The sequence below is a fragment of the Streptomyces sp. NPDC008137 genome (assembly GCF_042957035.1).
Taxonomy (GTDB): Bacteria; Actinomycetota; Actinomycetes; order Streptomycetales; family Streptomycetaceae; genus Streptomyces.
Window position 1 is genome coordinate 285,261 of the sequence record NZ_JBIBHN010000005.1, and the last position, 20,461, is coordinate 305,721.

Consider the following 20,461-nt stretch of genomic DNA (forward strand, 5'->3'; position numbering starts at 1 on the left):
TTCCCGGGCGCGTACGCGGAGAGCGAGATCGAGTGACCCGCTGTGCCGGGCCCGGACGGCGCGGCGGGCGTCGGAGACCGGGTCCTGGTCCCGGTTGTCAGTGCGGCGGTCCACAATGGTCGGCGTCAGATCCGGATCGCAGAGGCAAGGAGCCGGCAGCGATGGCCCGCCGCAGCACGAAGACCCCGCCGCCCGACGACTCGTACGAGGAGAGGATCCTCGACATCGACGTCGTCGACGAGATGCAGGGCTCCTTCCTCGAGTACGCGTACTCGGTCATCTACTCCCGCGCCCTGCCGGACGCACGCGACGGCCTCAAGCCGGTGCACCGCCGCATCGTCTACCAGATGAGCGAGATGGGCCTGCGTCCCGAGCGCGGGTACGTCAAGTGCGCCCGCGTCGTCGGCGAGGTGATGGGCAAGCTGCACCCGCACGGCGACGCGTCGATCTACGACGCCCTCGTGCGCATGGCCCAGCCGTTCTCGATGCGTGTCCCCCTGGTCGACGGCCACGGCAACTTCGGCTCGCTGGGCAACGACGACCCGCCGGCCGCCATGCGGTACACGGAGTGCCGGATGGCCGAGGCGACGAGCCTGATGACGGATTCCATCGACGAGGACACCGTCGACTTCAACCCCAACTACGACGGCCAGGAGCGGGAGCCGGTGGCCCTGCCCGCCGCCTTCCCGAACCTCCTGGTCAACGGCGCCTCGGGCATCGCCGTCGGCATGGCCACGAACATGCCGCCGCACAACCTGCGCGAGGTCATCGCGGCCGCCCGCCACCTGATCAGGTATCCGAACGCGGATCTGGACGCGCTGATGAAGCACGTCCCGGGCCCCGACCTGCCCACCGGCGGCCGGATCGTCGGCCTGCCCGGCATCCGGGACGCGTACGAGACGGGCCGCGGCACGTTCAAGATGCGGGCGACCGTCGCCGTGGAGACCGTGACGGCGCGCCGCAAGGGCCTGGTCGTCACGCAGCTGCCCTTCACGGTCGGCCCGGAGAAGGTGATCGCCAAGATCAAGGACCTGGTCGGCTCGAAGAAGCTCCAGGGCATCGCCGACGTCAAGGACCTCACCGACCGCGAGCACGGCCTGCGCCTGGTCATCGAGATCAAGAACGGCTTCGTGCCGGAGGCGGTCCTGGAGCAGCTGTACAAGCTGACGCCGATGGAGGAGTCCTTCGGCATCAACAACGTGGCGCTGGTCGACGGCCAGCCGCTCACGCTGGGCCTCAAGGAACTCCTGGAGGTCTACCTCGACCACCGCTTCACCGTCGTACGGCGGCGTTCGGAGTTCCGCCGCGGCAAGAAGCGCGACCGGCTGCACCTGGTCGAGGGCCTGCTGACGGCCCTGCTGGACATCGACGAGGTCATCCGCCTCATCCGCTCCAGCGAGAACTCCGCGCAGGCGAAGCAGCGCCTGATGGAGCAGTTCTCGCTGAGCGAGGTGCAGACGCAGTACATCCTCGACACGCCGCTGCGCCGCCTGACCAAGTTCGACCGCATCGAGCTGGAGGCGGAGAAGGACCGGCTCAACGCGGAGATCGAGGAACTGACCCGGATCCTCGACTCGGACGCCGAGCTGCGCAAGCTGGTCTCCTCCGAACTGGCCACCGTCGCCAAGAAGTTCGGCACCGACCGGCGTACGGACCTGCTGGAGGCCGGCGGTACTCCGGTGGCGACCGTGCCGCTCCAGGTGGCCGACGACCCGTGCCGGGTACTGCTGTCCTCGACGGGGCTGCTGGCCCGTACGGCGAACGGCGAGCCGTTCACGGCGGACGCCGGCGCCGAGCGCGTGAAGCACGACGTGATCCTCTCGGCGGTGCCTGCCACCGCCCGTGGCGAAGTGGGCGCGGTCACCTCGACGGGCCGGCTGCTGCGGCTGAACGTGATCGACCTGCCCCAGCTCCCGGAGTCGCTGTCGACGCCGAATCTGGCGGGAGGTGCCCCGCTGGCCGAGTTCGTCTCCCTGGAGGACGACGAGACGGTGGTCTGTCTGACGACCCTCGACGAGTCGTCGCCGGGCCTGGCGATCGGCACGGCACAGGGGGTGGTCAAGCGCGTGGTGCCGGACTATCCGTCCCACAAGGAAGAGCTCGAGGTGATCACCCTCAAGGAGGGCGACCGGATCGTCGGAGCGGTGGAACTGCGGACCGGCGACGAGGATCTGATCTTCATCTCCGACGACGCCCAGCTGCTGCGCTTCCAGGCCTCGGTGGTCCGTCCCCAGGGCCGGGCGGCGGGCGGCATGGCGGGCATCAAGCTCACGGAGGGCGCGAAGGTCATCTCCTTCACGGCGGTGGATCCGGCGACGGACGCCGTCGTCTTCACCGTCGCGGGCTCGCGCGGCACGCTGGACGACTCCGTCCAGACGACGGCCAAGCTGACCCCGTTCGACCAGTACCCGCGCAAGGGCCGTGCCACGGGCGGCGTCCGCTGCCAGCGGTTCCTGAAGGGCGAGGACTGCCTGTCCCTGGCCTGGGCGGGCCCGGTCCCGGCCCTCGCGGCACAGAAGAACGGCACTCCGGTCGACCTTCCGGAGATCGACCCGCGGCGGGACGGCTCGGGGGTTTCCCTGACGAAGACCGTGTGGGTGGTGGCGGGCCCGGCCTAGGCGGACTCCGGCGGGTCCGGAACGCGCACCTAGGCAGACTCCCCGAGATCCTCCTCGGTGCCCGGTACGTACCGCAGGACGCCCCACATGCCGTGCTCGTCGGCGTGTGGGGCCCCGCTCCGGCACGTGTCGAGCTGCTTGTCGAGGGCGGCCGTGTCGATCCCGGAACCGATGAGCACCAGCTGGGAGAGGCGTTCGTCGCCGGCCGGCCAGGGCTCCGGGTAGAAGCGCAGGAACCGCCCGACGGCGTGGACGGCGTAGCGGTTTTGGACGTCGTGGGGCCCGAAGTCGACGTACCCCTTGATCCGGTACAGCCCCTCGGGCCGGCTGTCGAGGAACTCCATCAGCCGGCGTGGGTCGAGGGGCTCCCGGGAGACGAACGACAGGCTGTCGTACGCGCTGTGCAGATGCCCGGCATGGCCGTCCGCACCGATCTCGTGCAGGTCGTCGAAGGACAGCTGCCCGACGCGTTCCTCGCTCGGCCGGCAGTCGAAGAGGAACTCTGGGTCGATCCGGCCGTAGGTGGCCAGGACGACGGCCGCGCGGTCGACCAGGGACCGGACCAGCCCGAGGACGCGCTCGCCGTCGGCCGCCCGGTCGGCCTTGTTGACCACGACGAGGTCGGCCAGCGCGAGATGCCGGTCGATCTCGGGATGCCTGGCCCGGGTGTCGTCGAACTCGGCGGCGTCGACGACCTCGACGAGCCCGCCGTACACGATCCGCGGATCCTCGCTCGCGAGCACCATCCGCACGAGTTCCTGCGGCTCGGCGAGACCGCTGGCCTCGATGACGATGACGTCGATACCGAGGGAGGGCTCCGTGAGCCGCTCGAGGTAGAGATCCAGTTCGCCGGCGTCGACGGCGCAGCACAGGCATCCGTTGCCGAGCGAGACGGTCGAATCGCCGAGCGCGCCCGCGACGGCCATCGCGTCGATCTCGATGGCCCCGAAGTCGTTGACGACCGCGCCGATCCGGCTGCCTCCGCTGCGGTGCAGGAGATGATTGAGCAGCGTGGTCTTTCCGGATCCGAGGAAACCGGCCAGGATCACGACCGGGATCTGCCGCGTCGTCGGGCTCGGACTCGGGCTCGGCTGGCTCACCGTGCGACCTCTCTCACGCCGACGCGTGCACCGGCTCGCGTTCTCGGCACAGGGACGAAGAATGAATGCCGAACCAGGATACGAGCCGCAGGAATCGCGCCGAAGTGAACGATTGTTAGCAGCACTTGCGGGGCAGACGTTCGGCAAGGCGCCGGATCGTGCGACCCTCGCTTCCCTCCGTGCGCCGCCTCTCCGCCTCCCCGCCGATCAGAGCCGCTCGGCACTCTGGGGAGACGGCAAGCGCCGCCCACTGCTCGCCGGTCCCCTCCAGTCGACCCGCATCCCGACGACCGGCGGACGGCCGCCTGACCCGGGGGTTGACATGGCCACACGGAATATTGGGATACAGGGACTGCGGTCCGCCGCCGCGGCCGGACTCGGCATGGTGGCCGGTGCTCTCGTCGCCATGGCGGCACAGAAGCAGGCGATGGACACGCTGCACGAACGGCTGGACCAGCTGGAACGGCAGGCCCGTACGCAGCAGCGCTCCAATCTGGCCAGGCAGCAGCGGCAGCACTGGGAACTGCTGAGCAAGGCGATCGACGACCCCGAACTCGCCGAGGTCCTGGACATCTTCGAGAGGCCCGTCACCCCTGAGCGGCGCCGGCAGTACCTCTTCGCCAATGCGCTGTACACCAACCTGCTCTGCTACTACCGCATCGGCAACATGGGAAGGGACGAGTTCTTCAAGCACGTCCGTGGCATCTTCCAGAACCCGATCGTCAGGGAGTACTGGTACGCGACCCAGCAACAGCGCGCGAGCCTTACGGGCACCGAGGAGGCGGAACTCGGCCGGCTCGTCGACGACCTGCTCCTGCAACTCGATGAGGCGGACACCGATGAGTGGTGGGTGGTCGGCGAGCCTCCCACCGACCCATGACGGAAGGAGCCGACCCGCACGGCATCGCACCGAGACGGGCCCGGCTCCTTCACGACCACTCCTTCACGACCACGACATCGTCAGGCGTCGGGGATGTCCTTCTTCGCCTTGACCAGCGTCTCCCGGGTGATGACGACGATGCGTTCGTAGTCGGCGCGTCCGGCGTCGTCGGGCAGTTGGGTGTCGAGGGAGTCGGTGACATCCGTGCCGATGACCGCGAAGTTCCCGTCGGCCAATTCAAAGATGTCGGGACATGTCCCGCCACCGGCACTGCCTCGATAGCGGGGAGCGACACCAAGGCGGCGGATGATCTGACTCACTGTTGAATTCCCTCTGTTCTCAAGGCACAAGCGCCTGCGCCCGCGGCCGCGCGAGCGGTGGCATCCTCGCAGGCCCGAGCCTTGGCCGCCGCGCGACACGCACACGGCCCGCCCCCGCGCCCCAAGGAAGCAAGGCATCTTCGCGGCCCTGTTTTATCACCCGCGAGGGTGGGGCCACTCGCGTTCCTGAAGAACATCCGCAAGAGTGACGGAAGGCAGTGAAGAATCGATCATCATCCCGTTTAAGACGGTTGTGACTTTTACGCAGTCGGCACCGATTACGCAGTCGGTACCGACTCGGGCGCCGGTGGCCCGACATACCGCGCCACCGGCCTGATGATCTTCGTGTCCTCCGCCTGTTCCAGGATGTTGGCGCTCCAGCCCACCGCTCGCGCCGCGGCGAAGGTCGGAGTGAACATCTCTCGGGGCAGGCCGCACAGTTCCATGACCACGCCCGCGTAGTACTCGACGTTGGTGTGGAGCTCACGGCCGGGCTTCAGCTCCGCCAGGATCGCCTCGACGTGACGCTCGACCTCCACGGCGAAGTCCACGCGCGGCCCGCCGAACGCCTGGGCGACCTCGCGCAGCATCCTGGACCGCGGGTCCTCCGTGCGGTAGATCGCGTGCCCGAAGCCCATGATGCGGTCCCCCGCGAGCACCCGCTGACGCACCCAGGAGTCGATCCGGTCCGGGGTGCCGATCGCGTCCAGGGTGTCCAAGGCGCGGCTGGGCGCACCTCCGTGCAGGGGCCCGGACAGCGCCGCCACCGCACCGGCGAGGCATGCCGCCACGTCCGCGCCGGTCGACGCGATGACCCGGGCCGTGAAGGTTGACGCATTGAATCCGTGATCAATGGTTGAGATCAGGTATTGCTCGATCGCCCGCGCGTGCTGCTCGGTCGGTACCGAGCCGGTCAGCATGTAGAGGTAGTTCGCCGCGTACGACAGATCCTCGCGCGGCTCCACGGGCTCGAGCCCCTGCCCGAGCCGGTGCAGCGCGGTGAGCAATGTGGGTACGGCGGCGGCCGCCTCGAGCGTGTCCCGCAGGCGCTGCCCGGCATCGACGTCGTACACGGGACGGAACCCCTTCGCGGCACCCAGCAGCGACAGTGCCGTACGCATCCCGGCGAGCGGGCCGGAGCGCCCGCCGGCCGCCGCGATGGTCGGCAGAGCGGCTCGCACCTCGTCGGGGAGCCGCCGCAGCGCGGCGGTCTCGGCCGCGAAGGCGGCGCTCCGCCCGGCGTCCGGCAGTTCGCCGTGCACGAGCAGGTGCCAGACGTCCTCGAAGCCGCGGGCCCGCGCGAGGTCGACGGCCGAGTACTGCCGGTAGTGGTAGAAGCCCTCGAGACCGCGGACGTCACCGATCCGGGTGTCGGTGACGACGACCCCGGCGAGTCCCCGTGGCGCGTCGAGAAGAGTGGCTGCGGACCTGTTGACGGACATGTCTTCCTCCCTGGACTTGATTCGACTGTCCATGATTGACTTTAGCGGTGTCAATATTGATTCAATCAATGCATCAATCAATGAGCCGCTAGGCGGATACGGTGACCCCCATGCGCGATCAAGAACCCGTCCCCCGCGATGCGGACATGCGGCTGAGCACCAAGGAGGCCGCCGAGCTGCTCGGCGTGAAGCCGGAGACCGTGTACGCGTATGTGAGCCGCGGCCAGCTCAGCAGCCGGCGGGTGACCGGCGGCCGGGGCAGCACCTTCGACGCCGGGGAGGTCGAGGCGCTCGCCCGGCGCAGCAGGCGGGAGAGCGCGGCCGGTTCCGGATCCGGCGGCGAGCTGTCCGTGCGGACGCGCATCACGCTCATCGAGAGCGACCGCTACTACTTCCGCGGTGTCGACGCGGCCGAGCTGGTCGCACAGCACACCTACGAGGAGGTCGCCGAGTGGCTGTGGACCGGCCGGATGCACCCGGGCGGCACGTTCACCGCGCCCCCCGCCTCTGTGGCCGTGGCCCGCCGCGCCGTCGACGCACTGCCCGAGCACGCCGCGCCCACCGACCTGCTGCGCGTCGCGACGATCGCCGCGGCGACCGCCGACCCGCTGCGGTTCGACCTGTCCGAGGAGGCCGTGCTCGGCACGGCGCGCACGCTCATTCCCACGCTCGTCGCCGCGCTGCCACCCAAGAGGCACGACCGCCGCGACGAGGGGCCCCTGGCCCACCGCCTGTGGGACCGGCTGTCCGGGCAGGACGCCGACGAGGCCTCCCTGCGCGCCCTGGACGCCGCCCTCGCCCTCCTCGTCGACCACGACCTGGCCGCCTCCACGCTCGCGGTGCGCGTCGCCGCGTCGGCCCGTGCCCACGCCTACGCGGCGGTCTCGGCGGGGCTGGGCGTGATCGAGGGCCCGCTGCACGGCGCGGCCAGCGGGCTCGCCCACCGGCTGCTCCTCGACGTGCTCGACCAGGGCGACGCGGCGCCCGTGATCGCGGACGAACTGCGCGCCGGCCGCCGTATCCCCGGACTCGGCCATCGGCTCTACCCCGGCGAGGACCCACGCGCGCGTGCCCTGTTCACCTTCCTGGAACAGATCCCACGCGCGGAGCCTGCCCTGCTCGCGGCCCGCGACATCGTCGAGACCACCGCCCGCCACGCCCCGCTGCACGCGAACGTCGACCTGGCGCTCGCCGTGCTCACCACGTCCTTCGGCATGCCCGCGACGGCCGGTGAGACGATCTTCGCCGTGGCCCGTACGGCGGGCTGGATCGCCCACGCCCTGGAGGAGTACGGCGAACGCCCTCTGCGCATGCGCCCGAGCGGTCTCTACGCGGGTCCGAAGCCGCCTCAGCCACTGCCGGAGTAGGGCAGGGCGGGCCCGGCCGCCGCCGCACGCCAACTCAGGTTAGGCTCACCTGTGTGAGTACGTGCACGAGCGTCTCCCGGGACTTCGACGAGCCCGTTTCGGCGACCGCCGCCACCGCGAGGACCTGGCTGTTGCTGGAACAGCCCGGTCCGTGGGGTGCCAAGGCGCTCACCTCCAGCCATCTGGACCCCGCGCTGGGCCGCGCCCTGGAAGCCGCGGCGAAGGACACGGGCGTGCGGATCGCGCTCATCCGCCGCCCCGGGCGCCACGCGGACCGCCGTATGCCCGCCTCGCGCCGGGTGTACGCGGCCCACACCGTGCCAGGAAACGTGTGGCTGCACGGCGCGACGACCTCGGACCCGGAGTCCCTGCTCGATCTCGACTTCGCCGCGCTCGGCCGGGGCGACCACCACACGTTCGACGGGGTGCTGGGCGGCCGGCCCCACGACGGTGATCCGCTCGCCCTCGTCTGCACCAACGGCAAGCGGGACCGCTGCTGCGCCCTCCTGGGCCGGCCCCTCGCGGCCGAACTCGCCACGTCGGGGGTCGAGGGCGTCTGGGAGGTCACCCATCTGGGTGGTCACCGCTTCTCCCCGACCGTACTCGTGCTGCCGTACGGATACGCGTACGGCCGGGCCGAGGCCCACACCCTCAAGGAGGTCCTGCACGGCGCCGGAGAGGGGCGGATCGTCGTGGCGGGCTGCCGGGGCAGCTCGGCCTGGGAACGGCCCGGTCAGGCGGCCGAGCTCGCCGTGCGCACCCGGACCGGCGAGTATGCCGCGGAGGCCCTGAGCGTCGTACGGACATCGGGCGCCGCCCCGCGCTGGGAGGTTACCGTCGCCCATACCGACGGACGCCAATGGCAGGTCGAGGTCGCCCAGGGCGCTGCCCTGCCGCCCCGCCCGGAGAGCTGCGGGGCGTCCGTGCTCGGTTCGCCCGCGCGGATGGACGTCGTGGCCATCCGCGAGATGCGGGTGACGACGGCACTGGCGAGCTGACCGGCCGTCCCCGTCCCCGTCCTTGCCCCCCTCAACCATTGATGTCACCCTCGCTCGGCCCCACTCCGGGCAAGCATTGATCAAGAGATCCACGCCACACCCGTTACGGCAGGTAGCCGGCCGCACGTACCGTCTTGGGTATGAGCCCCACTCCCTCCGCCCGCCGCCTGCGCCTCGGCCTCCCGCGGCGGGTGTTCTCGCAGGTGCTGCTGATGCAGGTGGCGATCGCCGCGGGAGTCGCGGTCCTCGCGACCGGGCTGTTCCTCGCGCCTCTGAGCAACCAGCTGGACGACCAGGCGATGCGCCGGGCGCTTGCGATCGCGCAGACGACCGCCCAGCAGCCGGATCTCGCGCAGGACCTGAGGGACACCCCGCCCTCCCCGAACGGTCCGGTGCAGCGGGAGGCGGAGCGGATCCGGAAGGCCACCCAGGCCGAGTACATCGTGGTCATGGACTGGCGCGGTGTGCGCTGGTCGCACACCGACAGGAAGCAGATCGGCGGCATCGTCTCGACCGATCCCGGCCAGGCCCTGGCCGGCAAGGAGGTCATGGAGATCGACAGCGGCACCCTGGGCCGCTCCGCCCGGGGCAAGGTGCCGCTGCGCGACAGCGACGGTTCGGTCGTCGGCGCCGTCTCGGTGGGCATCGCCTACGACAGCGTCCGGGCCCGGCTGATCCACGCCATCCCGGGGCTGCTCGCGTACGCCGGCGGTGCCCTGGCCGTCGGTGCGCTCGCCGCGTGGCTCATCTCCCGGCGGGTACACAGGCAGACCCGGGACTTGGCCTTCTCCGACATCGCGGCGCTCCTGTCGGAACGCGAGGCGATGCTGCACGGCATCAGGGAGGGCGTCGTCGCCCTGGACCGCACCGGCCGCATCCGTCTCCTCAACGACGAGGCGCAGCGGCTGCTGAGCATCGACGACGCGGCGGTGGGGCGTTCCCCGGACGAGGCACTGGGCGCGGGCCGCACGGCCGATGTACTGGCCGGGCGCGTGACCGGCACGGACCTGCTCACCGTGCGCGGTCAGCGCGTGCTGGTCGCCAACCGCATGCCCACCGACGACGGCGGCGCCGTGGCCACCCTGCGCGACCGCACCGAGCTGGAGCAGCTGGGCCGCGAACTCGACTCCACCCGTGGTCTGATCGACGCCCTGCGCGCCCAGGACCACGAACACGCCAACCGGATGCACACGCTCCTGGGGCTGCTCGAACTGGAGATGTACGACGACGCCGTCGAGTTCGTCGGCGAGGTCGTCGGGGATCACCGGGCCACCGCGGAGCAGGTCACCGAGCGGATCGAGGACCCGCTGCTCGCCGCCCTGCTGGTCGGCAAGGCGACCGTCGCGGCCGAGCGGGGCGTCGCCCTGGGGGTGTCGGACCGGACCCGGCTGCCCGACCGGTTGATCGACCCCCAGGGGCTCGTGACCGTCGTCGGCAATCTGGTGGACAACGCCCTCGACGCGGTGGCGGGCAAGCCGCACGCGCGCGTGGAGGTCGAACTGCGCGCCGAAGGGCGTACGGCGATCCTCCGGGTGCGGGACACGGGCCCGGGAATCCCTCCGGAGCACCGGGAGTTGATCTTCACTGCCGGATGGTCCACGAAGAAGCCTCCGGCGCACCGCGAGCGGGGCATCGGCCTCTCCCTGGTGCGCAGGCTCGCCGAGCGGCAGGGGGGCAGCGCGACCGTCGACGAGGCCTACGGCGGGGGCGCGGAGTTCACCGTCGTCCTGCCCGAGGCGCTCACCGAGCCGGGCCCCGAACCCGCCCTGACCGCGCCGTCAGCTCCGCAGACCGCCAAGAAGGAGTCGTGATGATCGAGGTCCTGGTCGTGGACGACGACACGAGAGTCGCGCGGGTCAACGCCGCCTACGTCGAGAAGGTGCCGGGCTTCCATGTCGCCGGCGCGGCCCACAGCGCAGCCGAGGCGCTGCTCCAGCTGGAGACGCTGCCCCGGCTGGACCTGGTGCTCCTGGACCACTACCTGCCCGACGAGACGGGTCTGCAGGTCGTCCAGGAGATGCGGCGTCGCGGCCACCAGACCGACGTGATCATGGTGACGGCGGCCCGGGACGTGTCCACCGTGCAGGCGGCCATGCGGCAGGGCGCGCTGCAGTACCTGGTCAAGCCGTTCGCCTTCGCCGGCCTGCGCGCCAAGCTGGAGGCGTACGCGGAGCTGCGCCGCACCCTCGACGGCGGCGGGGAGGCCGAGCAGGCCGAGGTGGACCGCATCTTCGGGGCGCTGTCGACCCCGTCGGAGCCCGATCTGCCCAAAGGGCACTCCCCCACCACCGCGGAGCTGGTCCGTCAGTCCCTGATGCACGCCGACGGGCCCCTGTCCGCCCAGGAGATCGCCGAGCGCACCGGGGTGAGCCGCCAGACCGCCCAGCGCTATCTGAAGCTCCTGGAGCGCACGGGACGGGCCAGACTGACCCTCAAGTACGGGGACGCGGGCCGCCCGGAACACCGCTACGTGTGGGCGACCCGCGCCTAGCCCGAAGGGCAGGCCGTGGAAGGCACCGCCCCTACGCCGCTCCCGCCCCGGTCAACGACCGCACCTCGGTCTCGGCGTGCTTGGCCTCGTCCGGGGCGTCCGCCGAGGTGACCGTGCCCAGCCAGCCCGCGAAGAAGCCCAGCGGGATCGAGACCAGGCCCGGGTTCCGCAGCGGGAAGTACTGGAGGTCGACGCCCGGGAACAGCGAGTCCGGGCTGCCCGAGACCACGGGCGACAGCACCACGAGCACCACGGCCGGGACGAGACCGCCGTAGACGGCCCACACGGCGCCACGTGTCGTGAAGCCGCGCCAGAACAGGGAGTAGAGCAGCACCGGGAGGTTCGCCGACGCGGCCACGGCGAAGGCGAGACCCACCAGGAACGCCACGTTGAGATCCCGCGCCAGCAGGCTGAGGGCGATCGCCACCACCCCCACTCCGACGGCCGCGACGCGGGCCACCGCGACCTCGCTGCGCGGCTTGCCGCCCCTGCGCCGCAAGGACGCGTACAGGTCGTGCGCCACCGAGGCCGAGGACGCGAGCGTGATGCCGGCGACCACGGCGAGGATCGTGGCGAACGCGACCGCGGCGACGATCGCGAAGAGCACCGTTCCCCCCGTGGTCCCGGCACCGCCGCCCAGATCGAGCGCGAGCAGCGGAACCGCCGTGTTCCCGGCCGCGTTCGACCCGCGGACGGCATCCGGCCCCACGATGGCGGCGGCGCCGAAGCCGAGCACGATCGTCATCAGGTAGAAGCCGCCGATGAGTCCGACGGCCCAGACGACGGAGCGGCGTGCGGCGCGGGCGGTGGGCACCGTGTAGAAGCGGGACAGGATGTGCGGCAGCCCGGCCGTACCCAGCACCAGGGCCAGTCCCAGACTGATGAAGTCGAAGCGAGCGGTCCAGTCCCCGCCGTACTTCAGCCCGGGCGCCAGGAACGCCGCCCCGTGACCGCTGCGCTCGGCCGCCGTGAGCAGCAGCCGGTCCAGGTCACCGTGGAAGCGCATCAGGACGAGCACCGTCAGCGCGATGGTGCCGCCGAGCAGCAGAACGGCCTTGACGATCTGGATCCACGTGGTCGCCCGCATCCCTCCCAACGACACATAGATCACCATGAGCGCGCCCACACCGATGACGGTCCAGGACCGCGCCGCCTCGCTCGTACCTCCCAGCAGCAGCGCCACCAGGCTGCCCGCGCCGACCATCTGCGCCACCAGATACAGCACGGACACGGTGACCGAGGAGGTTCCCGCCGCGATCCGCACCGGCCGCTCCCGCATCCGCGCCGCCACGACGTCGGCGAGCGTGAACCGGCCGCAGTTGCGGACCAGCTCGGCGGCGAGGAACAGCACCACCAGCCAGGCCACGAGGAACCCGACGACATAGAGCAGCCCGTCGTAGCCGAACAGCGCGATGAGCCCGGTGACCCCCAGGAAGGAGGCGGCCGACATGTAGTCGCCCGCGAGGGCAAAACCATTCTCCATCGGTGAGAAGAGCCGCCCGCCCGCGTAGAACTCCTCCGCCGAACCACGCCGTTTGCGGCTCACCCACGTCGTGATCGCCAGCGTGACCGCGACGAACGCGCTGAACAGCAGCAGGGCCAGCGTCTGGTGTTCGCCCGTCACGAGACACCGCCGTTCGCGCCGCGCGTCAGTTCCTGTGTGTCCCAGCGCAGTTCGAGCGCCGCCCGGTCCCTGCGCAGCCGCGCGTGCCGGGCGTACGCCCAGGTGAGCAGGAACGTGGTGAGGAACTGCCCGAGCCCCGCGGCCATCGCCACGTTGGCCGCTCCCGCCACGGGCCGGGCCATCAGCTCCGGCGCGGTCGTGGCGGCGACGACGTAGCCCACGTACCAGGCGAAGAAGGCCACGAAGGCCGGCACCACGAACCTCCGGTACCGCCGCCGCACCTCCTGAAAGGCGGCGCTGCGCTGCACCTCCAGGTACACCTCGGCCGACGCGGCCCCGGTCTCGCCCTCCCCTCGCGCCGCCGGCACCATCGCCGCAGCGGGCTCCCCGGCACCGGCCGACTCGCCCCAGCCGGAGGCGAGGGCGTCGTACCAGGGGTCGTCGTACCTGAGATGCCCGGCCTCCTCGGCCGGGACCGGGTCATGAGCGTCGAGAGTCTCGACCCAACTGTCCTGCCCGGCCCCGCTGTCATGGGGACGGTCCTTGCTTGGCTGCATGCCCAAGGATGGACAGAACGGGAAGATCCCCGACTCTTCTTCCCCTCCCGCTTCACCCCTTCAGGTGACTCGACCCGCTGGTGGCCGCACCGGACCCTGTCCCTTGGCGTAACGCATCGCCTGGTCAGGGTCCTTGGCCCCCGGCTCGGTGCGGCGGCTACGCGTCGATCCGCGACCGGTCCAGCGTCGCCGCCGAGTTGGAGATGAACTCCTTGCGCGGTGCCACGTCGTTGCCCATCAGCAGATCGAAGACCTGCTCGGCCGACTCCAGGTCGGTGAGGTTGATACGGCGCAGGGTGCGGTGGCGCGGATCCATGGTCGTCTCGGCCAGCTGGTCGGCGTCCATCTCGCCGAGACCCTTGTAGCGCTGGATCGAGTCCTTGTAGCGGATGCCCTTGCTCTGGAACTCCATGAGCTTGTCGCGCAGTTCCCGGTCCGAGTACGTGTAGACGTACTTGTCCTGGCCCTTCTTCGGCTGGACGACCTCGAGGCGATGCAAGGGCGGCACCGCCGCGAAGACCCGGCCGGCCTCGACCATGGGCCGCATGTAGCGGTGGAACAAGGTCAGGAGCAGGGTGCGGATGTGCGAGCCGTCGACGTCGGCGTCGGTCATCATGATGATCTTGCCGTAGCGAGCCGTGTCGATGTCGAACGTCCGGCCCGATCCGGCTCCTATGACCTGGATGATCGCGCCGCACTCGGCGTTCTTCAGCATGTCCGACACGGACGACTTCTGGACGTTGAGGATCTTGCCCCGGATCGGCAGCAGGGCCTGGAACTCGGAGTTCCGGGCGAGCTTCGCCGTACCGAGCGCGGAGTCACCCTCGACGATGAAGAGTTCACTGCGGTCGACGTCGTCGCTGCGGCAGTCGGCGAGCTTGGCCGGCAGCGAGGAGGACTCCAGGGCCGTCTTGCGCCGCTGCGCGTCCTTGTGCTGGCGCGCGGCGATACGCGTACGGGCCGCGGCGACGGCCTTCTCCAGCACGACCCTGGCCTGCTGGGCGGCGTCCCGCTTCGTGGAGGTCAGGAACGCCTTGAGCTCCTTGGTGACCACGTTGTTCACGATCCGGCGGGCCGCCGAGGTGCCGAGCACCTCCTTGGTCTGGCCCTCGAACTGGGGCTCGGCGAGACGCACGGTGACGACCGCGGTGAGGCCTTCCAGAGCGTCGTCCTTGACGATGTCGTCCTCGGCGACGCGCAGGAGCTTCTTGGTACGCAGCACCTCGTTCATCGTCTTGGCGACGGCCTGCTCGAAACCGGCGACGTGCGTACCGCCCTTGGGGGTGGCGATGATGTTCACGAACGACTTGAGCGTCGTGTCGTAACCCGTGCCCCAGCGCAGCGCGACGTCGACGCCGAGTTCGCGAGTGACCTCGGTGGGCGTCATCTGGCCGTGGTCGTCCAGGACGGGGACCGTCTCCTTGAAGGAGCCCTGCCCGGAGAAGCGGAGGACGTCGCAGACCGGCTTGTCGTTCGCCAGGTACTCGCAGAACTCGCTGATTCCGCCGTCGAAGCGGAAGGACTCCTCGCCCTTGCTGCCGCCCTCGCCGAGCCCGTACTCGTCGCGCACGACGATGGTCAGGCCGGGCACCAGGAACGCGGTCTGGCGGGCGCGCTGGTGCAGCGTCTCCAGGGCGAGCTTGGCGTCCTTGAGGAAGATCTGGCGGTCGGCCCAGTAGCGCACACGCGTGCCGGTGCGGCTCTTCGGGATCTTCCTGGCCTTGCGCAGCCCGCCCTTGGCCTCGAACTTGGCGTCCGGGCCGTTCCCGGCGAAGGCGCCCGGGACGCCGCGCCGGAAGCTGATGGCGTGGGTGTGCCCGCCGCGGTCCACCTCGATGTCCAGGCGGGCGGAGAGGGCGTTCACCACGGAGGCGCCGACGCCGTGCAGGCCGCCGGAGGCGGCGTACGAGCCGCCGCCGAACTTGCCGCCGGCGTGCAGCTTGGTCATGACGACCTCGACACCGGAGAGGCCGGTCTTGGGCTCGACGTCGACCGGGATGCCCCGGCCGTTGTCGCGGACCTCGACGGACCCGTCGTCCTGGAGGATGACCTCGATGTGGTCACAGTAGTTGCCCAGGGCCTCGTCGACGGAGTTGTCGATGATCTCCCAGAGGCAGTGCATGAGACCACGGCTGTCGGTCGACCCGATATACATGCCCGGGCGCTTCCGCACGGCCTCGAGCCCCTCAAGGACGAGCAGGTGCCGCGCGGTGTAGTTGGAACCGTCCCGGTCTGCTCCTGCCAGCAGAGCTGTGGACGGCACGGACGTTTCGGCGGTCACGCGGTTCGCTCCTCGCTGAATTTCAGATGGGGCCCTCATGGGTAAGGGCGCGGCTTCAGTCACCGGTGAGAGGGTACCGAGGCCTGGTAGAGCCGTTGTAACGCCACCCTCGTCAGAGACTCAGACTAGTCCAGGCTCGCATGCGTGTTCGATCCCTCGATGGAGTGAAGTACACATCACGTTCCCTTCCAGGCATGAACCATTTAGGCTCCGGGCACGTCCTCATGAACAACCGGCAACCCAGCCGGGAGGACCGACCACCGATACAACGCGAAGCCCCGTAAGACACATAGACACGCAATACGGCACATTCGCCGCCAACCGGCAGCAGACAGCCGCCTCGCAAGATTTTTTCGAGGAAAAGCCACGAGCGGGAACGTTTTATGGCTGGTTGGATGTTGACCCTGGTACGACAGCTCGTCGAGCTAGAGAAGAGGCGACGTGACTACTGTTCTGACCCCCGCGAGCCCGTTGACGGCCGCTGATCGCTGCGACCGCTGCGGCGCCCAGGCGTACCTGCGCGTCGTCCTGCTCAGCGGCGGAGAACTGCTCTTCTGCGCCCACCACGGTCGCAAGTTCGAGCCGGAACTCAAGAAGATCGCCGCTGAGATACAGGACGAGACGGAGCGGCTCACGACCGTTCCCGCGACCGCCTCCGAAGAAGAGCGCTGAGACCTCGCGTCCGACGACGAGCCAGCACGGCACAGGCCGGTGAACGGGCGGCTGCCTCTGAAGAGCAGAGGCAGCCGCCCGTCCTCGTCCCCACAAGCCCCGCTCAGGCTCCATCGGACGCCCTCCGAGTCCCTTCGGCTCCCCTCACCCCCGTGTCCAGCCGAGCGTCCGCATGACCTCGGACACACGCGTGTACACCCCGGGGCTGCCGGCCCGCCCGCAGCCGATCCCCCAGGACACGAGCCCGATCACCCGCCCCCGGGCCACCAGCGGCCCCCCGCTGTCGCCCTGGCAGGCGTCCCGGCCTCCTTCCCTCTCCCCCGCGCACAGCATGCTCTCCGCTTCGTACGTGCCGTCGGAACCGCCCGGATAGGCGTCCTCGCAGAGATCGTCGGAGAACACGCGCACACGCGCGGCGCGCAGACTGTTCGGGTACTCGCCGGCGCCGGACGTGTCGCCCCACCCGTACACCGTCGCGACCCCGCCCACGGCGTACGCGGGATCACCGTCGGCCGCCATACCGATGACCGAACCCGGGGGCAGAGGTTCGGCCAGAGTGAGTACGGCGTAGTCCCCGAAGTTGCTGACACCGTCGTACGCCGGGTTCACCCAGGACCGCCGCACGGCGATCTCCCGGCCGCTGCGGTCCGAGAGCAGGTCCGTGCGTCCCGCTATGACCTTGAGGTCGCGTACGCGCTCCGGCGCGACGCCCAAGACCTCCTTGTCCAGGCAGTGGGCCGCGGTGAGCACGGTGCTGCGACCGACCGCCACACCGCCACAGAACTGCCCCGCGCGCGTACCCCCGAACCGGTCACGGCTGGACAGGGCGACCGTCCACGGACTCTCGGACACATCGACCGGGAATCCGCCTATGACCACGCTGTCGGCGGCCACAGGGGTGCTGGAGGCCACTGATATGGCGAACGCCGCGGCGGCCAGGGCCAGCGATCGGGCCAGGGCCCGGGCAAGGCGACGACGCATACGTACTCCTCACTCTGGGTGTTCACTGAACACCCAGAGTGATTCACCCGGCGCCGCGCCGCACCCGCGGAAGGACACGGAGAGACGCGGCACGACGCGGAAGGGCCCGGGCCCCCCGGGGCCCGGGCCTTCCGCGTCGTGCGACCGGCGACTAGTCGAGGTAGTCGCGCAGCACCTGCGAACGGGACGGGTGACGCAGCTTCGACATGGTCTTGGACTCGATCTGGCGGATCCGCTCGCGCGTGACGCCGTAGACCTTGCCGATCTCGTCGAGGGTCTTCGGCTGACCGTCGGTGAGACCGAAGCGCATGGAGACGACGCCCGCCTCGCGCTCGGAGAGCGTGTCCAGGACGGAGTGCAGCTGCTCCTGGAGGAGCGTGAAGCTGACCGCGTCGGCCGGGACGACCGCCTCGGAGTCCTCGATGAGGTCACCGAACTCGCTGTCGCCGTCCTCGCCCAGCGGGGTGTGCAGCGAGATGGGCTCGCGGCCGTACTTCTGGACCTCGATGACCTTCTCGGGGGTCATGTCGAGTTCCTTGGCCAGCTCCTCCGGGGTGGGCTCGCGGCCCAGGTCCTGGAGCATCTGGCGCTGCACACGCGCGAGCTTGTTGATGACCTCGACCATGTGCACCGGGATACGGATGGTGCGGGCCTGGTCGGCCATGGCGCGGGTGATCGCCTGACGGATCCACCAGGTGGCGTACGTGGAGAACTTGTAGCCCTTGGTGTAGTCGAACTTCTCGACCGCGCGGATCAGACCGAGGTTGCCCTCCTGGATCAGGTCCAGGAAGAGCATGCCGCGGCCGGTGTAGCGCTTGGCCAGGGACACCACCAGACGGAGGTTGGCCTCCAGGAGGTGGTTCTTGGCGCGGCGGCCGTCCTCGGCGATGATCTCCAGCTCGCGCTTGAGCTTGGGGGCGAGCTTGTCGGCGTTGGCCAGCTTGTCCTCGGCGAACAGACCGGCCTCGATGCGCTTGGCGAGCTCGACCTCCTGCTCGGCGTTGAGCAGCGGGACCTTGCCGATCTGCTTGAGGTAGTCCTTGACCGGGTCGGCGGTGGCACCGGCGGCCGCGACCTGCTGTGCGGGCGCGTCATCCTCGTCCTCGTCGGACAGTACGAAGCCCGCGTTCTCCGGCGTGCCCTCGGGCTCCTCGCCGGGCTTGCCGGGGGCTGCCTCCTCGAGCACCTCCTCTTCGAGGAGTTCGGCGTCGTCCTTCTTGGCGCTGGTCTTCTTGGCCGCCGTCTTCTTGGCGACGGTCTTCTTCGCGGCCGCCTTCTTGGCGGTCGTCTTCTTGGCGGCCGCCTTCTTGGCGGGCGCCTCTTCCTCAGCGGCGGGCTCGGCTGCGGGCGCCGCCGGCGTGGCGGTGGCAGTGGCCTTCCTGGTGGTCACCGCCTTGGCCGCGACCGTCTTGGTGGCGGTGCGCTTGGCGGGACTCTTCGCTGCGACGCTCTTTCGGGTGCGCTTGGGCTCTGCGGCACTGACCATCAGCGTCACACCCTCTTCCTCGAGGATCTGGTTGAGGCTGCGCAGTACGTTCTTCCACTGAGTGGCCGGAATCTGGTCAGCTTCGAAGGCCCGACGCACGTCATCGCCGGCGATCTGCCCCTCAGCCTTTCCCCGCTCAATGAGCGCCATGACAGAGACGGACTCGGCGATCTCCGGCGGGAGCGTACGGGATGTGCTGGCCGACACGAACAACCTCTCGGAACGTTGGAAAACGGCTTCCGGCCCCGTCCACAGTGGACAGGAGCCGACCGCCGGCTTGGGGATGGGCCGACGGCGCGGGCGGGGGCCGGGAAGATGCACAGCGCCGTGAACGGCGTCCGTATTCCCTCCGCGGCTGTCACCTCTTAGGTCATCGCGTTCTTCCCGCGAGCGTTACGCCCAATCCGCGTGGCCCGAGTCACACCCCGTAAGCGGATAAAAACGGTCAGATACGGATAGAGGCTGTCACTCCTGGACGTGATCTTACCGCTGCTGCGGATGGGCGACCCCTTCGCGCCGTCGGACCCCGCGGGATCGCGAAGATCCCGCGGGGTCCGACGGGAGGCGGTTCATCGATCGGGCGCTGCCACAGGAGGGGGGTGGCACACCCGGCCGCGCCGCCCGCGGAACGCGGTCAGTGCTCGCGCGGGGCGGGCACCACCCGTTCCACCTCGGGGTGGACCGTGAAAAGTTGCCGCATCGCCGTCTCGGCCGCGGCTCCGTCACCGGCGGCGAGGGCGTCACAGATGCGTCCGTGATGCGCCAGCGACGTCTCGTTCGGCCGGTCACAGCCCGTGACCGGACCGCCCGAGACCTGGAGGGCCGCGGAGACGATCCCCGACAGGTGCTCCAGCATGCGGTTGCCCGCGACCTGGATGAGCAGCGAGTGGAACTCGGAGTCGGCTCGGGAGAACGTGAGCGCATCACCCTGGGCCATCGCGTGCCCCATGATCTCGACCATGTCCACGAGGCGCTGCTGGACGTCCTCGCGCCCGTGGCCGGCTGCCAGGCGGGCGGCGAGCGGCTCGATCGTCCAGCGCAGCTCGCTCAGCTCGCGGCGCTGGTCGTCGCGCTGCGGCCCGAAGGCCCGCCACTCGATGATGTCCGGGTCGAGGAGGTTCCAGTCGCCGACCGGGCGCACGCGCGTGCCGACGTTCGGTCGGGCGCTCACCAGGCCCTTGGCCTCCAGGACGCGGAGCGACTCGCGGACGACGGTGCGGGAGACCTCGAAGCGCTGGCCGATCTCCTCGGGCACCAGCGGGCGGTCGGCGCCCAGGTCGCCGGAGACGATCATCTGACCCAGTTGCTGGACGAGTTGGCCGTGCAGCCCGCGTCCGCGGCTGCCCGCGGCACGTCGGCCCACACGGCCCAGCTCAGGGTCCGCGCCGTCCCAGGCAGAGGCCCCGACGCGGTCGACGGCGGGCGCCTCGGCGTACGGGTAGCGGTCGAGTTCGCCCGGGCTCGCGAGGCCGGAGTCAGCGGAGCGGGCGGCGGTCATCATGGTGTGCGCAAGGGTACTCACGCATCCTTTGTCGGCGCCGTCTCCAACTCCCTTGAGGTCTTTGGTGAAAAGCACACGAAAGGGTGATCGCTCACCCCGTCGCAATTGACGCCTTATCGGAAAGAAATGGGCGTTCTGCGGGG

At 70.2% G+C, this 20,461-nt stretch carries 16 protein-coding genes; 7 read left to right on the forward strand and 9 right to left on the reverse strand.

The window, feature by feature from the left end; all coding sequences use genetic code 11:
- The first annotated feature begins 161 nt into the window (after window positions 1-161).
- Entirely contained in the window at window positions 162-2,618 is a 2,457-nt protein-coding gene (locus ACFZBT_RS11185) for a DNA topoisomerase (ATP-hydrolyzing) (RefSeq protein WP_391101269.1), read from the forward strand.
- Window positions 2,619-2,647: 29 nt separating this feature from the next.
- On the opposite strand, the gene ACFZBT_RS11190 is transcribed toward ACFZBT_RS11185, so the two are convergent.
- Entirely contained in the window at window positions 2,648-3,718 is a 1,071-nt protein-coding gene (locus ACFZBT_RS11190) for a GTP-binding protein (protein ID WP_391101271.1), read from the reverse strand.
- A gap of 322 nt (window positions 3,719-4,040) precedes the next feature.
- Between ACFZBT_RS11190 and ACFZBT_RS11195 the strand changes: the two genes are divergently transcribed.
- Complete coding sequence (locus tag ACFZBT_RS11195; protein WP_391101274.1) at window positions 4,041-4,598, forward strand: DUF6082 family protein; 558 nt, start codon at window positions 4,041-4,043, stop codon at window positions 4,596-4,598.
- A gap of 80 nt (window positions 4,599-4,678) precedes the next feature.
- Here ACFZBT_RS11195 and ACFZBT_RS11200 read toward each other — a convergent pair whose 3' ends face one another.
- Window positions 4,679-4,918 carry a hypothetical protein gene (locus ACFZBT_RS11200; RefSeq protein WP_184589726.1) on the reverse strand — a complete coding sequence of 80 codons (240 nt, stop codon included), beginning with the start codon at window positions 4,916-4,918 and terminating at the stop codon, window positions 4,679-4,681.
- Window positions 4,919-5,196: 278 nt separating this feature from the next.
- A complete protein-coding gene (locus tag ACFZBT_RS11205) occupies window positions 5,197-6,360 on the reverse strand; it encodes a citrate synthase (RefSeq protein WP_391101278.1) in 1,164 nt (387 codons plus the stop codon).
- A gap of 110 nt (window positions 6,361-6,470) precedes the next feature.
- Between ACFZBT_RS11205 and ACFZBT_RS11210 the strand changes: the two genes are divergently transcribed.
- The 4 genes from ACFZBT_RS11210 (at window position 6,471) to ACFZBT_RS11225 (ending at window position 11,216) form a co-directional block, all read left to right on the forward strand.
- A complete protein-coding gene (locus tag ACFZBT_RS11210) occupies window positions 6,471-7,727 on the forward strand; it encodes a citrate/2-methylcitrate synthase (protein WP_391101280.1) in 1,257 nt (418 codons plus the stop codon).
- 53 nt (window positions 7,728-7,780) lie between these two features.
- The gene (locus ACFZBT_RS11215; protein ID WP_391101282.1) at window positions 7,781-8,725 is read left to right on the forward strand and encodes a sucrase ferredoxin; all 945 of its coding nucleotides are present in this window, start codon (window positions 7,781-7,783) and stop codon (window positions 8,723-8,725) included.
- 140 nt (window positions 8,726-8,865) lie between these two features.
- Window positions 8,866-10,536 (forward strand): ATP-binding protein, encoded by a 1,671-nt coding sequence (locus ACFZBT_RS11220; RefSeq protein ID WP_391101284.1) that lies wholly within the window; start codon window positions 8,866-8,868, stop codon window positions 10,534-10,536.
- Window positions 10,536-11,216 (forward strand): response regulator, encoded by a 681-nt coding sequence (locus ACFZBT_RS11225; protein WP_391101286.1) that lies wholly within the window; start codon window positions 10,536-10,538, stop codon window positions 11,214-11,216. The genes ACFZBT_RS11220 and ACFZBT_RS11225 overlap by 1 nt, the downstream gene beginning before the upstream one ends.
- 31 nt (window positions 11,217-11,247) lie before the next feature.
- Here ACFZBT_RS11225 and ACFZBT_RS11230 read toward each other — a convergent pair whose 3' ends face one another.
- The 3 genes from ACFZBT_RS11230 to ACFZBT_RS11240 form a co-directional block, all read right to left on the reverse strand.
- Window positions 11,248-12,840: a cation acetate symporter gene (locus tag ACFZBT_RS11230; RefSeq protein WP_391101289.1), complete on the reverse strand. Its 1,593-nt coding sequence runs from the start codon at window positions 12,838-12,840 to the stop codon at window positions 11,248-11,250.
- On the reverse strand, window positions 12,837-13,397 hold the full coding sequence (locus ACFZBT_RS11235) for a DUF485 domain-containing protein (protein WP_391101291.1): 561 nt from the start codon (window positions 13,395-13,397) through the stop codon (window positions 12,837-12,839). The genes ACFZBT_RS11230 and ACFZBT_RS11235 overlap by 4 nt, the downstream gene beginning before the upstream one ends.
- A 157-nt stretch (window positions 13,398-13,554) precedes the next feature.
- Window positions 13,555-15,678, reverse strand: a complete 2,124-nt coding sequence (locus ACFZBT_RS11240; protein ID WP_391101293.1) for a DNA gyrase subunit B — start codon at window positions 15,676-15,678, stop codon at window positions 13,555-13,557.
- Between the two features lie 441 nt (window positions 15,679-16,119).
- On the opposite strand from ACFZBT_RS11240, the gene ACFZBT_RS11245 reads away from it, so the two are divergent.
- Window positions 16,120-16,350 carry a hypothetical protein gene (locus ACFZBT_RS11245; protein ID WP_184589764.1) on the forward strand — a complete coding sequence of 77 codons (231 nt, stop codon included), beginning with the start codon at window positions 16,120-16,122 and terminating at the stop codon, window positions 16,348-16,350.
- Window positions 16,351-16,494: 144 nt separating this feature from the next.
- On the opposite strand, the gene ACFZBT_RS11250 is transcribed toward ACFZBT_RS11245, so the two are convergent.
- From ACFZBT_RS11250 to ACFZBT_RS11260, 3 genes are all read right to left on the reverse strand, one after another.
- A complete protein-coding gene (locus ACFZBT_RS11250; RefSeq protein WP_391101297.1) occupies window positions 16,495-17,331 on the reverse strand; it encodes a trypsin-like serine protease in 837 nt (278 codons plus the stop codon).
- Window positions 17,332-17,482: 151 nt separating this feature from the next.
- Window positions 17,483-19,024: an RNA polymerase sigma factor gene (locus tag ACFZBT_RS11255; protein WP_391101299.1), complete on the reverse strand. Its 1,542-nt coding sequence runs from the start codon at window positions 19,022-19,024 to the stop codon at window positions 17,483-17,485.
- Between the two features lie 427 nt (window positions 19,025-19,451).
- Window positions 19,452-20,339 (reverse strand): FCD domain-containing protein, encoded by an 888-nt coding sequence (locus ACFZBT_RS11260; protein ID WP_391101301.1) that lies wholly within the window; start codon window positions 20,337-20,339, stop codon window positions 19,452-19,454.
- Between the last annotated feature and the right edge of the window lie 122 nt (window positions 20,340-20,461).

Excerpts from the sequence above, each read along its gene's own strand:
- ACFZBT_RS11185 (WP_391101269.1), top strand. The coding sequence starts at position 162 with ATGGCCCGCCGCAGCACGAAGACCCCGCCGCCCGACGACTCGTACGAG.
- ACFZBT_RS11220 (WP_391101284.1), top strand. The coding sequence starts at position 8,866 with ATGAGCCCCACTCCCTCCGCCCGCCGCCTGCGCCTCGGCCTCCCGCGG.
- ACFZBT_RS11210 (WP_391101280.1), top strand. The coding sequence starts at position 6,471 with ATGCGCGATCAAGAACCCGTCCCCCGCGATGCGGACATGCGGCTGAGC.
- ACFZBT_RS11250 (WP_391101297.1), bottom strand. The coding sequence starts at position 17,331 with ATGCGTCGTCGCCTTGCCCGGGCCCTGGCCCGATCGCTGGCCCTGGCC.
- ACFZBT_RS11195 (WP_391101274.1), top strand. The coding sequence starts at position 4,041 with ATGGCCACACGGAATATTGGGATACAGGGACTGCGGTCCGCCGCCGCG.
- ACFZBT_RS11225 (WP_391101286.1), top strand. The coding sequence starts at position 10,536 with ATGATCGAGGTCCTGGTCGTGGACGACGACACGAGAGTCGCGCGGGTC.
- ACFZBT_RS11205 (WP_391101278.1), bottom strand. The coding sequence starts at position 6,360 with ATGTCCGTCAACAGGTCCGCAGCCACTCTTCTCGACGCGCCACGGGGA.
- ACFZBT_RS11235 (WP_391101291.1), bottom strand. The coding sequence starts at position 13,397 with ATGCAGCCAAGCAAGGACCGTCCCCATGACAGCGGGGCCGGGCAGGAC.